Consider the following 13,586-nt stretch of genomic DNA (forward strand, 5'->3'; position numbering starts at 1 on the left):
CGTCAGGACTTGCTCAGAAGTCCATGCCGCCCATGCCGCCCGAGGGGTCCGGCATGGCCGGGGTCTTCTCGGGCTTGTCGGCGATGACCGCCTCGGTGGTGAGGAACAGCGCGGCGATCGACGCGGCGTTCTGCAGCGCCGAGCGGGTGACCTTGGCGGGGTCGATGATGCCCGCAGCGAGCATGTCGACGTACTCGCCGGTGGCCGCGTTGAGGCCGTGACCCGGGGTCAGGTTGCGCACCTTCTCCGCCACGACGCCGCCCTCGAGGCCGGCGTTGATCGCGATCTGCTTCAGCGGCGCCTCGGTGGCCACGCGCACGATGTTCGCGCCCGTCGCCTCCTCGCCGACCAGGTCCAGCTTGTCGAACGCCACGGCCGCAGCCTGCACCAGGGCGACGCCGCCGCCGGCGACGATGCCCTCCTCGACGGCCGCCTTCGCGTTGCGAACGGCGTCCTCGATGCGGTGCTTGCGCTCCTTGAGCTCGACCTCGGTGGCCGCGCCGACCTTGATGACCGCAACGCCGCCGGCCAGCTTGGCCAGGCGCTCCTGCAGCTTCTCGCGGTCGTAGTCGGAGTCGGAGTTCTCGATCTCGGCGCGGATCTGGTTGACCCGGCCCTCGATCTGGGCGGCGTCGCCGGCGCCTTCGACGATCGTGGTCTCGTCCTTCGTGATGACGACCTTGCGGGCCTGGCCGAGGAGCGCGACGTCGGTGGTCTCGAGCTTGAGGCCGACCTCCTCGGAGATGACCTGGCCACCGGTCAGGATCGCGATGTCCTGGAGCATGGCCTTGCGGCGGTCACCGAAGCCCGGGGCCTTGACGGCGACGGACTTGAAGGTGCCGCGGATCTTGTTGACGACCAGCGTGGAGAGAGCCTCGCCGTCGACGTCCTCGGCGATGATCACCAGCGGCTTGCCGGACTGCATGACCTTCTCGAGCAGCGGCAGCAGGTCCTTGACGTTCGAGACCTTCTGGTTCGCGATCAGGATGTAGGGGTCCTCCAGGACCGTCTCCATCCGCTCGGTGTCGGTGACGAAGTACGCCGAGATGTAGCCCTTGTCGAAGCGCATGCCCTCGGTGAGCTCGAGGTCGAGCCCGAAGGTGTTCGACTCCTCGACGGTGATGACGCCTTCCTTGCCGACCTTGTCCATCGCCTCGGCGATGATCTCGCCGACGGTGGTGTCAGCGGCGGAGATCGAGGCGGTGGAGGCGATCTCCTCCTTGGTCTCGATGTCCTTGGCCACGGCGAGCAGCTGCTCGGACACGGCGGCCACGGCGGCCTCGATGCCGCGCTTGAGGCTCATCGGGTTCGCGCCGGCCGCGACGTTGCGCAGCCCCTCGCGGACCATGGCCTGGGCGAGCACGGTGGCGGTGGTGGTGCCGTCGCCCGCGACGTCGTCGGTCTTCTTGGCGACCTCCTTGACGAGCTCGGCACCGATCTTCTCGTACGGGTCCTCGAGCTCGATCTCCTTGGCGATGCTCACACCATCGTTGGTGATGGTGGGCGCGCCCCACTTCTTCTCGAGCACGACGTTGCGGCCCTTGGGGCCGAGGGTGACCTTCACGGCGTCGGCGAGCGTGTTCATGCCACGCTCGAGGCCGCGCCGGGCCTCCTCATCGAATGCAATCAGCTTCGGCATAACTCCTGCGATCCTTAACGATTGGGAGTTTGGCGGCTCGGTGGGTCGCCCGCGACGGACGGCCACGCTGACCGGCGAACCCTTTCTCGCCGGCGCGGTGGCCTCAACTGACACCGATCCGTGTTGTCACTCTCATGCTACGAGTGCCAGCGTCATGTTTAGCACTCGCCCCTGTCGAGTGCAAGCGGGTGCGGGGTCAGGCGTAGCGCGCGACGAGGTCTGCGAAGCGGCCCGCCAGCGCGGGCTGCACGTCGAGGTAGAGGCCCGGCTCGATCAGCTCCAGCTCGCTGACCACCCAGCCGCCGGCACCGCGCATCAGGTCGACCCGGGCGTAGGGGAGATCGGCGTCCAGGAGGCCGGCGGCGGCCCGGACGGCGTCCTCGGCGAGCACCGCGGCGTCGGCGTCCAGCGGCACCGGCCGCGAGCTCCCGCCGTACAGCTCGTGCACCCGGATCTCCTCCCCCGTCGCCGCCTTGTCGACCTGCGCGACCGCGCCGCCGCCGAGCACGTAGACCGAGCTCTCGCCGCTCGTGCGCACCGACTCGACCAGCGGCTGCACCACCCACGGCGCCACGACCAGCCCCTCCAGGCGCAGGTCGGTGAGGCTGTCGGCGACCACGACCCCGACCCCGCCGGCGCCGGTGCGCGGCTTGATCACGACGGTCCCCCAGCGCTCGAGGGCCGCGGTCAGCCCGGGGACCAGGCCCGCCTCGTCGAGCAGGGCGGTCGGCACGACCGGCACCAGCGCCGCGAGGTCGAGCAGGTAGCGCTTGTCGGCGTTCCAAGCGAACACGTCCGGGCCGTTCAGCACCGGCGTGACGGCGGCCGTGGAGCGCGCCCAGGCCAGGAACTCCGGGCAGCGCCGCTGGTAGTCCCAGGCCGAGCGGACCGCGACCAGGTCCGCGGCCGCCCAGTCGACGGCCGGGTCGTCCCAGACCGCCCACCGCGCCGTGTGGCCGCGCTCGGCGAGCTGCGCCACCAGCAGGTCGCCGCCGGCCTCGCCGTCGGGCAGCAGGGCGCAGGTCACCAGGAGGACGTCACTCACGCGGCGACCCTAGGACCGTCCGGCGAACCGTGTCGATTTCGTTCCCCCGCGCCCGTCATCGCAGTGACAGACTCGACCGACCAGGAGGATCCGATGGAACCCACCACCCCCACGACCACGACGTACGCCGTGCTGCTGCCGGGCGACGAGGGCGCCTGGGAGCGCGCCACCGCCGAGCAGCGTGCGGCGACCTATGCCCGGCACGGCGAGTTCTCCCGGCTGCTCGCCGAGCGCGGGCACCAGGTCGTCGGCGGCGCCGAGCTCGCCCACTCCCGCACCGCCAGGACCGTGCGCTCCGGCGCCGACGGGCCGCTGGTCACCGACGGCCCGTACGCCGAGTCGGTCGAGCAGCTGAGCGGCTTCTACCTCGTCCGCAGCGACGACCCCGAGGACCTGCTGGAGATCTGCACGCTGCTGGCCGACGGCGACGGCGGCGTCGAGGTACGCGCGACCGTCGACCCGGAGGGGGACCCGGCATGAAGTTCCTGGTGCTGATGGCCGAGGAGGACCACTTCGCCAAGTGGGACCGGGCCGACGCGGCCCTGCGCGAGCGCGTCGTCGCCGACTTCACTGCCTTCGACGCGGCGGTCGCCGAGCGGGGGTCGGTACTCGCCGGCGAGGCGCTCGACCACCCAGGGGCGGCCCGCACGGTGCGGCCCGGCGCGGACCGGCCGGTCACCGACGGCCCGTACGCCGAGGCGGTCGAGCAGCTCGGCGGCCTCTACCTGATCGACGTGCCGTCGATGGAGGACGCGGTCCAGCTGGCCGCGCTGCTGCCGCGCGAGTACGCCGTGGAGGTCCGGCCGGTCGTGGAGGTCGAGCTCTGACCCCGCTCGAGGAGGTTCTGCGCGCCGAGTGGGGCCGGCTGCTGGCCCTGCTCGTCGCCCGGACCGGGCGGCTCGACCTGGCCGAGGACGCCCTCGCGGACGCGGTCGAGGCGGCGGCCCGGACCTGGTCGGGCTCCGGCGTCCCCGACAACCCGAGCGCCTGGCTGCTGACCGCCGCCCGGCGGCGGGTCGTCGACCGGCTGCGTAGCGAGGCGGTCGCCGGCCGGCACCGGGCACTGCTCGAGGTCGAGGCCGCCCTGAGCGCCGACACCGCGCGCACGATGGCCGATCCCGGCGGACTGCTCGAGGACGAGCGGCTGCGGCTGGTGCTGCTCTGCGCACACCCGCGGCTCTCCCCGGAGGCCGCCGCCGCGCTGAGCCTGCGCCTGGTGGTCGGCGTGCCCACCGAGGACGTCGCGCGGCTGTTCCTGGTGAGCACCGCGACGATGGCCGCCCGGCTCACCCGCGCCCGCAAGCGCCTGGCCGACGTCCGTCCGCAGGTGCCGCGCGGGGCGGACCTGGACGAGCGGGTCGGGGTCGTGGCCGACGTCGCGTACCTCGCCTTCACCGCCGGCTACGCGCCCGGCGCCGGCGCCGACGTGCTGCGCGCGGACGTCGCCGGCGAGGCGGTCCGGCTGGTGCGGGTGCTGCGCGCGGTGCTGCCGGAGCCGGTCCCGGAGGTCGACGCGCTGCTCGCCCTCGTCCTGCTCCAGCACTCCCGGCGGGACGCCCGGGTGGCCGCGGGCCGGCTGGTGCTCCTCCCCGACCAGGACCGCAGGCGCTGGCACCACGACGAGGCGCTCGAGGCGCTGGAGCTGCTCCGCCCGCTCGTGCACGCGCCGCCCGCGCCGTACCTGCTCCAGGCGCTGGTGGCCGCCGAGCATGCGATCGCGCAGTCGCCGGAGGAGACCTGCTGGACGCGCATCGTGGAGCGGTACGACGAGCTGCTCGCGCTCGGCGACTCCCCGGTGGTCCGGCTCAACCGCGCCGTCGCGCTGGCCGAGGCGCGCGGCCCCGCGGCGGGGCTCGACGCCCTCGACGGCGTCGCCCTGCCCGGGCACCGGCTGCCCGCCGCCCGCGCCGAGCTGCTGGCTCGCCTCGGCCGGCACGCGGAGGCGCGCACGGCGTTCGACACGGCGCTCGCGCTGTGCCGCAACGAGGCCGAGGCGGCCCACCTGGCCGAGCGCCGGGCCGGCGCGTTCAGAGGGGGGTGAGGCCGGTGATCCGCCACCGCCCGTCGCTGCGGCTGGCCTGCACGGCGAGCTGGGCGGCGGAGATGCTGGCCTCCTGGTCGTCCACGCGCCGGCTGGACTGGTCGAGGAGGACCAGGAGCTCCGCGGAGTCCTCGCTGAGCTCCTTGACACCGACCGCCTGGACCTCCGCGGTGAGCACCAGCTGCTGGCCGGGGGCCTTCTCGTGCAGGGTCGCCACCAGCTCGTCGTACTCCTCGCGCGCGGCGCCGCTGAGCACCCGGTCGGCGGCCGCCGTGGCGGCTGCCGGGTCGGCGTGGTCGTAGCTGAGCACCGAGACCAGCGCGCGGGAGACCTCCTCGCGGACCTCGGCGGTGGCGGTGGTGTCGTGGACGGCGAGGTTCTGGACGGCCGGCGCGGTGCGGGCGTCGTACGCCGCCCACCAGCCGACCAGGCCGACCGCGACCAGCACGGCGGCCAGGGCCGGGACGCCGAAGCGGCGCAGGAGGACCTTCACGACAGGTTCACCGCCACCTGCTGGAGGTCCTCGACCAGCCAGTCGCCGCCCACCCGGGCCAGGTCCACGCTGAACCGGTTGCGCTTGACCACCGGCTCCGCCGTCGGGTCCGCGTCGTCCTGCACGGTGATCTCCAGGGCCACGATGACGGTCGCGGAGTCCGCGTCGACGTCGACCACGGCGGCGTCGACCACCCGCCCGGTGGAGATCTTGCGCTGCTCCTCCAGCAGGGCCCGGTCCTCCGCGCCGACCTCGGTGAGCTGGTCGTGCAGGGTGCCGGTGGTGACCTCGGCCCAGGACGCCAGCCCGGCCTCGACCTCGCGGTAGTCCAGGGAGTTCATGGTCTCGACGTGCTGGCGGGCCTCGATCAGCGCGCTGTCGCGCCACCGGGCGACGTCGGCGGACTCGTCGTGGTCGCTGCGCCACCAGGCGAGCACGCCGGAGACGCAGACCGCGCCGGCGAGCACCAGCGCGAGCGCGGGCAGCCACCGCCGGCGATTGCCCGCCGGCTCGGTGGGCTCCGGCTCGGTCGCGTCGGTGGGCTCCGGCTCGGTCGGCTCGGGTCCCGCGTCGTCCTGCGTCACCGGCATTCCGCTCTCCTCCACCGGGCTGTGGTCGACGGTCATGATCCCCCCAGCAGGTCGGCGAGGTCGTCAGCAACACGCACCCGGGCGGCGGCGCCGGACCGCTTCGGGACCGACTCGGGGCCCCGGACGTTGACGCCGCTGGACGGCGGCGCCGTGCAGCCGGCCTTGGTGTTGAACGGCTTGCCCGGCCCGGTCGCCGAGCCCGGCCGGACCGGCGTGCCGGCGTACCCGCTCGGGCACGGCAGCGGGTCGAAGTAGGTCTGCGCCATGCCGAGGTCGATGCCCCACGACCCGGTGACCGACCAGCCGACGCTGATCGCCTCGGGCGCCCGCACCAGCGCGTCCTCGACGCCGGCCGCGTTCACGCCGAAGACCTGGGCGGTGGAGACCAGGTTGCCCATCAGCACCCCCAGCGGGGTGCCGACCTGGTCGAAGAGGCGGTGCAGCTCGACCGCCGCGGTGGGGGCGTTCTCGATCAGCCGGCGCAGGTCGCCGTCGGAGCCGCGCAGGGTGGTCGCGATCAGGTCCAGGTCGCGGCTGAAGCCCCGGATCGACCCGGCCGCCTCCTGCTGGGTCTCCAGCACGGTCGCGGAGCTCTCGATCAGCGCGGCGGTGACCAGGAAGTTGCTGTCGGCGGTCTCGGCGAAGTCCTGCGAGGTCTCCACCAGCAGGGCCAGGTCGGCGCCGGCGCCCCGGGAGAGGTCGTAGGTCTCGTCGATCACGGTGGTCAGCGCGTCCTGCGGCACCGAGGCCACGAAGTCGCGCCCGGTCTCCAGCAGCTGGTCGACAGCGGGCGGCAGGGACTCCGCGTCCCCCTCCAGGACGTCGCCGTCCGCGAGCAGGGGCACCTCGTCGTCGTCCGACCGCACAGTCGCGGCCGCCGACGTCGATCCCGCCGCGGCCGGGGTGTCGCGCGGCTGGAGGTCGACGTACTGCTCGCCGATCACCGAGCGGTTCGCGACCCGGATCGCCACGTCGGCGGGGATGTCGGGGGCCGTCCCGTCGATGTCGAGCACGGCCTCGACGCCGTCCTCGGTGTGCCGCAGCTCCTCGATCCGGCCGACCGGCACGCCGCGGTAGGTGACCTCGCCGTTGGTGAAGATGCCGCCGGACTCCGGCAGCACCGCGGTGACCCGGTAGCCGGAGCCGAACGGGTCCAGGCCGACGTACCGGACGCCGAGCCAGGTGCCGGCCGCCAGGGCGACGAGCACGAAGATCAGCACCTGCAGGCGGATCCGTCGGGTGATCACGAGCCGTCTCCCTCGGTGGCCGGCGCGCCCGGCGCCGCGTCGGTGGGCGGGCCGCCCGGGTCCGCCGGCGCCGTACTGGGCTCGCCGGTCGGGACCGGCACGGTCGCCGAGGGCAGGCCCGGGGTGGCCGAGCTGGTGGGCGGCAGCAGCGTGGGGGCGGGGCCGTCGGTGCTCCTCGCGCCCGGCTGCCCCGGCTGGGCGGGCTGGGCGGGCTGGGCGGGCGAGGTGGTCTCGTCCTGCGCGACAGGCACCGGCGGCCCGCCCTCGAGCGCCCCCGCCACCTGCGGCCAGGCACAGGCGATCGCGGCGCAGTCGGCGGGCACCGTGCGGAAGTTCGTGGTCACGAAGATGTTGAGGTAGTCGCCCTCGATGGCGCCCAGCACCGAGTCCGGGAACGGGTAGGTCAGCAGGATCTGCAGCGAGCGCGGCAGGTCGGAGCCCGACTTGGCGAGCTGGGCCAGGATCGGCTCGAGCGCCTCCAGGTCCGCGACGATGTCCTTCTGGGACTCCTTCAGGGTGGCGACCGTGACCGTGGAGAGCCGGTCCAGGGCCCGCAGCATCGCGACCAGCTGCTGGCGCTGGTCGACCAGCACCTGCATGCCGGGGCTGAGCCCGTCCAGCGCGCGCACGATCTTGTCCTTGTCGGCGTCCAGGGTCCGGGAGAGGTCGGCGAGGCCGTCGAGGGCGGCGGTGATCGCCTCGCTGCGGCTGTCGACGCCGGCGACGAACGTCTCCAGCTGGGTCAGGAACGCTTTGATCTCCTGCGGCCGGCCGGCCGAGACCTGCTGCAGCTCGCGGGAGATCTCCTGGAACTGGCCGATGCCGCCGCCGTTGAGGACCAGCGAGAGCGCGCCGAGCACCTGCTCGACCTCGGCGGCCTGCGAGGTCTCGGCGAGGCCGAGGCTGGCCCCGGAGGCCAGCGGCGCGGTGTTCGCCGCTGGCGCGCTCGGCCGCACCAGCGCGACGTACTTCTCCCCCAGCAGGGAGGTCTGCTTCAGCCGGGCGGTGGTGCCGGCGGGCAGCTCGACGTCGCCGCGGATGGTGAGCTCGACGCGGGCGCTGCGGCCGTTGTCCTGGACCCGGATGTCGGAGACCCGGCCCACCGCGACGTTGTCGACCTTGACGCTGGACTGGGGCACCAGGTCGAGGACGTCGTCGAACTCCGCGGTGATCGTCATCGGGTGGTCCCCGACGTCGGCACCGCCGGGCAGCGGCATCTCGTAGACGCCGCGGCTGAAGACCCCGCAGCCGCTGAGCAGCAGCACGCCCAGGCAGCACAGGACCGCGGCGGCGCGGGCCCGCACCGGGCTCATCGGTCCGCCCCCGTGCCGGGGAGCAGGGTGGGCGGGGCGTCCTCGGAGGTCTGGGCGTCCAGGCCGTTGCGCGACCAGGTGGTGAGCTCGTTGAGGTTGACCCGGCCGTGCAGGGTGTCGGTCCGCACGTCGTAGGCGCGCAGGAAGTTCTGCAGCACCAGCGGCATCATCCGCACCGACTCCTCCAGCCCGGCGCGCTGCCGGGCCAGCACCTTCGTGGGGCCGGTGAGGTTGTCGACGCTGGTGCGCAGGTTGCCGCGGTTCTCCCGGATGAAGTCGTCGACCACGGCCAGCGCCCCGCCGAGGTTCTGCACGGCCCGGGCCAGGTCGCCGCGGTCCTCGGCGAGGTAGTCGGTCACCGAGGCGAACTGCCGGTTCACGTCGGCGACGGCCTCGTCGTTCTCCACCAGCATCGTGTTGAGCTGCTCGAGGTTGCCCAGGGTCGCGAAGAACGCCTCGTCGGAGTCGGCGAGGGTGCCGCTGGCCTTGGCGAACTCGCTGATCATCGTGTTGATCGAGGAGCCCTGCCCGTCGAGGTTGGCCGCGGCCGTCTCGAGCAGGTCCGAGAGCGCCCCGTCCCGGTTGGCGCCCTTCGGCCCGAGTGCGCGCCCGGCGTCCTCGAGGCTGGCGTACAGCTCGTCGATCTCGACGGGGACGTCGGTGTCCTCCAGGCCGATCACGGTGCCCGAGCGCAGCGCGGGGCCCTCGATGAGCGGCTCGGTGAGCTGGACGTAGCGGTCGCTGACCAGGGTCGGCGCGACGATGACCGCCCGGGTGTCGGCGGCGACCTGGTCGTCGTCGAGCCGCATCGAGACCCGGACCCCGTCGCTGCCGGGCTCGACGGCGGTGACCGAGCCGACCGGCACGCCGAGCACCTGGACGTCGGAGCCGGGGTAGAGCCCGACCGTGCTGGCGAAGACCGCCTCGACCTCGACGCTCTCCTCGGCCATCAGCGCCCGCGCGCCGACGACCCCGCCGGCCGCGAGCAGCACGGCGGCCACGCCGACCACGATCCCGGTACGCCGTCGCGACTGCCGGCTCATGGCTTGCCTCCGCTGCTCGGTGCGGCCGGCTGGCAGTCCCGGGCCACGTCGTTGTCGAGAACGGGCGCCCCGGCGGCGTCGAAGAGGCCGCACACGTAGGTGTCGACCCAGCGGCCGCTGCCGGTGGCCGAGGCCAGGACCCGGTAGTACGGGCCCAGCTGCCGCAGCGCGTCCTCGAGGTGGTCCTGGTTGCGCTGCAGGATCGCCGTGACCCGGTCCAGCCGCGCCAGGGCGGGCGCGAGCTGCTTCTCGTTGTCCCGCACCAGGCCGGTGAGCTGGGTGCCGAGCCGGGCGGTCCCGTCCAGCATCTGGCCGACCGCATCGCGCCGGCGCTCCAGCTCGGCGAGCAGGGTGCTGCCGTCGGTGATGATCTTCGCGAACTCCTCGTTGCGCTCCTGGAGGGTGCCGGTGACCTCGGTGGTGGAGTCGAGCAGCGCGGCGAGCTCGGTGTCGCGGCTGGAGATCGTGCGCGAGAGCGCGGTCAGCCCGCTGACCATGCCGCGCACCGACTCCGGGGTGTCCTCGAACGCCTCCGAGAGCGCCGTGAAGCTCTCGGCGAGCTGGTCGGTGTCGATCTCCGTGACGGTCTCGGAGAGGTCGGAGAACGCCGCGTTCACGTCGTACGGCGTGGTGGTGTTCTCCAGCGGGATCGGACCGTCGAGCTCCCCGCGGCCGCCGGGCTCCAGGGCGAGGTACTTGCGCCCGAGCATGGTCTTGACCTTGACCGCGGCCCGGGTCTGGTCGCCGAGCTCGACGTCCTCGACCCGGAAGCGCACCTCGACCACGCCCCGCTCCAGGGACACATCCTCGACCTCCCCGACCTTGACCCCGGCGATCCGGACCTCGTTGCCGGACCGCAGGCCACCGGCCTCGGCGAACCTGGCGGTGTGGGTCTCGCCGCCGCCGATGACCGGCAGCGCCGCGGCGTTGAAGGCGGCCGCGAAGATCAGGCCCATCGCGGTGAGGCCCACCAGCGCGAGCACCACCTTGTTGCGCTCCGCGAACGCGGTGCGATACCTCGTCATCACGAACACCTCCCGGCGACCGGCTGGGCGCCGAGGTCGCCCAGATAACCCTCGGGCAGCGGGATCCGGCCCTCGATCGAGCAGACGTAGGTGTTGAGCCAGGACCCGTAGCTGCCGAGCCGGCCGATCCGGTCCAGCTTGGTCGGCAGCGTCTGGAGGAAGTCCTCGACGACGTCGTCGTCGGCGGCGAGGTTCTCCGAGAGCTCGCCGAGGGCGGTGATCGACCCCTTGAGCGGGGCGCGGCCCTCCTCGGCGAGGTCCGCGACGCTGCCGGTCAGGTCACCGAGGCCCTCGAGCGTCTGCCCGATCACGGCGCTGTCCTCGGCCAGGCCGCTGACCAGGCGCTGCAGGGTGACGATCGTGGTGTCGAGCTGGCCGGACCGGTCATTGACGGTGCTCAGCACGGACTCGAGGTGGGTGATCAGCTCGCCGATCACCTGGTCCTTCTCCGCCAGCGTCGAGGTCAGGCTGGCGGTGCTGGCCAGCAGGCTCTCCACGGTCGCGCCCTCGCCCTGGAAGACCGCGATCACCTGCGCGCTGAGGGTGTTCACGTCCTTCGGGTCGAGCAGCCGGAACAGCGGCTGGAAGCCGTTGAACAGCACTGTCAGGTCCAGCGCCGGCTGGGTTTGCTCGGCCGGGAAGCGGTGCCCCGCGTCGGCGGCCGGGGCCGTGGGGGCGCCCGGCTCGAGCGCGATGTAGCGCTGCCCGACCAGGTTGCGGAACCGCAGCTCCGCGGTGGCCTCGGTGGTCAGCTCGATGTCCTCGGACACCGAGAAGGACACCTCGGCGACCCGGTCGTCGACGAGCTCGATCCCGGCCACGGTGCCCACCTTCACGCCCGACATCCGCACGTCGTCGCCCTCGTTGAGGCTGGTCACGTCCGAGAACACAGCGGAGTACTCCCGGCCCGGGCCGCCGCCGTCGTTGCGGATCGTGGCGGCGAGCGCGGCGGTGGCGAGCACCGTGACCAGCGTGAACACCAGGCTCTTGATCAGGGTCCCGGTCATCCCCTTCATCGCAGGCTCACCTCCGTGCCGCGCAGCACCGGGCCGACCAGCAGGCTGGCCCAGCGCGGGTACGCCGCGGGCGCGACGCCCCGGGTGGGGGCCAGCAGCTCGGCGATCAGCTGGTTCTCCGCTGGCGAGTTGGCCTCGCCCAGGTCGTCGGCCGCCGGGGCCGTCACCTCGGTGGGCGGCGCGGGGATCGGGGCCGGCTCGTCCGTCACCGCGCCGGCCGGGTCCGCCGGCGTCGCCGGTCGGGACGACCGGCTGCCGGTCGCGTAGGGGCAGCGCGGCTTCGCGCCGGAGACGTAGCTGGGCGCGTCGACGCCGGGTCGGTACTTCCCGCGGCCCTCGACGACGTTGAGCCGCACGTGCATCCCCGGCTCGTCGGTGCCCGCCCCGAGGGTCTCGTCCATCACCGGGATGAAGTCGCGCGCGGCCCGGAGCAGGCACGGGAACTGGCGGGCGTAGGGCCGCACCGACTCCAGGGCCTCCCGGCTCTCGTCGGCGAGCACCTCGATGGTCTGCCGGTTGCGGCGGACCCAGCCGGTGCTGGCGTCGGCAGCGGTGATCACCCGGGCGTAGGCGTCGGCGAGCGCGGAGCGCTCCTCGACCACGGTCGCGGAGGTGACCGTGAGGGAGTCCAGGGCCGACAGCAGCTCGGGGGCGGCCGCGTCGTAGGTCTCGGCGACCTCAGCGAGCCGGGCCAGGTCCTCGGTCATCTGCGGCACGTGCGGGTTCAGCCGCTCCAGGTAGTCCGACCAGGCGACCAGGGTGTCGCCGATCTCCTCGCCGCGACCGCGCAGGAGGGTGCTGAACTCGCCGAGCGTGGCCGCGAGCTTCTCGGGCTGGATGGACTCCAGCAGCGGCAGCAGCTCGTCGAGGACGGCGTCCAGGGCCACCGCCTCGGAGGAGGCGTCCTGCTGGATCGTGTCACCCTCGCTCAGGCCGCCGGAGCCGTTCTCGGGCGGGAGCAGCGCGACGTACCGCTCCCCGAAGAGGGTCTTGGGCAGCAGCCGGGCGACGGTGCCCGGCGCCAGCGACTCCGCGGCGTCGGGCTCCAGCGCGAGCGCGACGTCGGCGCCGGACCCGGTGGCGCGCACGCCCTCGACCCGGCCCACCGGGACGCCGTTCAGCTTGACGTCGGAGCCCTCCTGGAGGGCGTTGCCGAGGTCGTCGACGGCGAGCGTGACCTCGACGCTGTCGACGAAGGTGCGGTCGTAGACCAGCAGCGCGCCGAGGACCAGGGCACCGGTGACGACCAGGTAGCCCAGCCCCAGCAGCAGGTCGGAGATCTTGTACGCGCGGCTCATCCGGCGATCCGCACCGTCGTCGTGGTGCCCCACATCGCCATCGACAGGACCAGGTCCAGGACCGCGACCGTGACGATGCTGCGGCGCACCGCGGTGCCGACCGCGATGCCGACGCCGGCCGGCCCGCCGTGCGCGGTGAACCCGAGGCGGCAGTGGATCAGGATGATCACGACCGAGAACAGCAGCACCTTGGCGAACGACAGCGCGATGTCGATCGGCGGCAGGAACAGGTGGAAGTAGTGGTCGTAGGTGCCCGCCGACTGGCCGTAGAAGTAGACGGTGACGATCCGGGAGCCGGCGTAGGAGGTCAGCAGCCCGATCATGTAGAGCGGGATGATCGCGAGGAATCCGGCGATCACCCGGGTGGTGACCAGGTAGGGCACGCTCGGCACCGCCATCGCGGTGAGCGCGTCGACCTCCTCGTTGATCTGCATCGCACCGAGCTGGGCGGTGAACCCGGCCCCGACCGTCGCGGAGAGCGCGAGCGCGGCGACCAGCGGGGCGATCTCGCGGGTGTTGAAGTACGCCGAGATGAAGCCGTTGAGCGTGGCGGTGCCGAGCTGGTCGAGGGCGGCGTACCCCTGCATGCCGACGACGGTGCCGACGAACATGGTCATGCCGACCATCACGCCGATGGTGCCGCCGATGACCGCCAGCGCGCCGGAGCCGAAGCTGACCTCGGAGAGCAGCCGGATGATCTCGCGCGGGTAGCGCCGGGTGGTGCCGGGGATCTTGGCCAGCACCCGGGCGTGGAAGCGGACGTCCTGGCCGGCGGCGGCCAGCGGCAGCAGCGGCCGCTCCCACCAGCGGGCCGTCCCGGTCGAGTCGTGCGCCAT

General features: G+C 73.3%; 14 protein-coding genes and 1 pseudogene. 4 read left to right on the forward strand and 11 right to left on the reverse strand.

Annotated features, from left to right (window positions below):
- Positions 1 to 13: 13 nt before the first annotated feature.
- A complete protein-coding gene (groL, locus tag EBO35_RS16580) occupies positions 14 to 1,639 on the reverse strand; it encodes a chaperonin GroEL (protein ID WP_122818706.1) in 1,626 nt (541 codons plus the stop codon).
- Between the two features lie 196 nt (positions 1,640 to 1,835).
- On the reverse strand, positions 1,836 to 2,684 hold the full coding sequence (locus tag EBO35_RS16585) for an ATP-grasp domain-containing protein (protein ID WP_122818707.1): 849 nt from the start codon (positions 2,682 to 2,684) through the stop codon (positions 1,836 to 1,838).
- 93 nt (positions 2,685 to 2,777) lie between these two features.
- Between EBO35_RS16585 and EBO35_RS16590 the strand changes: the two genes are divergently transcribed.
- The 4 genes and pseudogenes from EBO35_RS16590 to EBO35_RS16600 all read left to right on the forward strand — a co-directional run bounded on the left by EBO35_RS16590 (position 2,778) and on the right by EBO35_RS16600 (position 4,725).
- Entirely contained in the window at positions 2,778 to 3,164 is a 387-nt protein-coding gene (locus EBO35_RS16590) for a YciI family protein (RefSeq protein ID WP_122818708.1), read from the forward strand.
- Complete coding sequence (locus EBO35_RS16595) at positions 3,161 to 3,511, forward strand: YciI family protein (protein WP_122818709.1); 351 nt, start codon at positions 3,161 to 3,163, stop codon at positions 3,509 to 3,511. Before EBO35_RS16590 ends, EBO35_RS16595 begins: the two co-directional genes overlap by 4 nt.
- 47 nt (positions 3,512 to 3,558) lie before the next feature.
- Positions 3,559 to 3,711, forward strand: a pseudogene (locus EBO35_RS20380) (RNA polymerase subunit sigma-24); the annotation flags it as partial.
- An 81-nt stretch (positions 3,712 to 3,792) separates the two neighbouring features.
- Positions 3,793 to 4,725 carry an RNA polymerase sigma factor gene (locus EBO35_RS16600; protein WP_241153998.1) on the forward strand — a complete coding sequence of 311 codons (933 nt, stop codon included), beginning with the start codon at positions 3,793 to 3,795 and terminating at the stop codon, positions 4,723 to 4,725.
- Here EBO35_RS16600 and EBO35_RS16605 read toward each other — a convergent pair.
- The 9 genes from EBO35_RS16605 to EBO35_RS16645 are packed head-to-tail and all read right to left on the reverse strand — an operon-like array spanning position 4,712 to position 13,586.
- Positions 4,712 to 5,218, reverse strand: coding sequence for a hypothetical protein (locus EBO35_RS16605; protein ID WP_122818710.1), 507 nt, complete (start codon positions 5,216 to 5,218; stop codon positions 4,712 to 4,714). The genes EBO35_RS16600 and EBO35_RS16605 overlap by 14 nt on opposite strands.
- A complete protein-coding gene (locus tag EBO35_RS16610) occupies positions 5,215 to 5,808 on the reverse strand; it encodes a hypothetical protein (protein WP_164478004.1) in 594 nt (197 codons plus the stop codon). Before EBO35_RS16610 ends, EBO35_RS16605 begins: the two co-directional genes overlap by 4 nt.
- A gap of 32 nt (positions 5,809 to 5,840) precedes the next feature.
- The gene (locus EBO35_RS16615; RefSeq protein WP_122818712.1) at positions 5,841 to 7,055 is read right to left on the reverse strand and encodes an MlaD family protein; all 1,215 of its coding nucleotides are present in this window, start codon (positions 7,053 to 7,055) and stop codon (positions 5,841 to 5,843) included.
- Entirely contained in the window at positions 7,052 to 8,368 is a 1,317-nt protein-coding gene (locus tag EBO35_RS16620; RefSeq protein WP_122818713.1) for an MCE family protein, read from the reverse strand. The genes EBO35_RS16615 and EBO35_RS16620 overlap by 4 nt, the downstream gene beginning before the upstream one ends.
- Positions 8,365 to 9,411, reverse strand: coding sequence for an MCE family protein (locus EBO35_RS16625; RefSeq protein WP_122818714.1), 1,047 nt, complete (start codon positions 9,409 to 9,411; stop codon positions 8,365 to 8,367). The genes EBO35_RS16620 and EBO35_RS16625 overlap by 4 nt, the downstream gene beginning before the upstream one ends.
- Positions 9,408 to 10,436: an MCE family protein gene (locus EBO35_RS16630; RefSeq protein ID WP_122818715.1), complete on the reverse strand. Its 1,029-nt coding sequence runs from the start codon at positions 10,434 to 10,436 to the stop codon at positions 9,408 to 9,410. Before EBO35_RS16630 ends, EBO35_RS16625 begins: the two co-directional genes overlap by 4 nt.
- Positions 10,436 to 11,443, reverse strand: a complete 1,008-nt coding sequence (locus tag EBO35_RS16635; RefSeq protein WP_164478005.1) for an MCE family protein — start codon at positions 11,441 to 11,443, stop codon at positions 10,436 to 10,438. The genes EBO35_RS16630 and EBO35_RS16635 overlap by 1 nt, the downstream gene beginning before the upstream one ends.
- 5 nt (positions 11,444 to 11,448) lie before the next feature.
- The gene (locus tag EBO35_RS16640) at positions 11,449 to 12,750 is read right to left on the reverse strand and encodes an MCE family protein (protein WP_164478006.1); all 1,302 of its coding nucleotides are present in this window, start codon (positions 12,748 to 12,750) and stop codon (positions 11,449 to 11,451) included.
- The gene (locus EBO35_RS16645) at positions 12,747 to 13,586 is read right to left on the reverse strand and encodes an MlaE family ABC transporter permease (RefSeq protein WP_122818718.1); all 840 of its coding nucleotides are present in this window, start codon (positions 13,584 to 13,586) and stop codon (positions 12,747 to 12,749) included. Before EBO35_RS16645 ends, EBO35_RS16640 begins: the two co-directional genes overlap by 4 nt.

The organism is Nocardioides pantholopis (assembly GCF_003710085.1).
Taxonomy (GTDB): domain Bacteria; phylum Actinomycetota; class Actinomycetes; order Propionibacteriales; family Nocardioidaceae; genus Nocardioides; species Nocardioides pantholopis.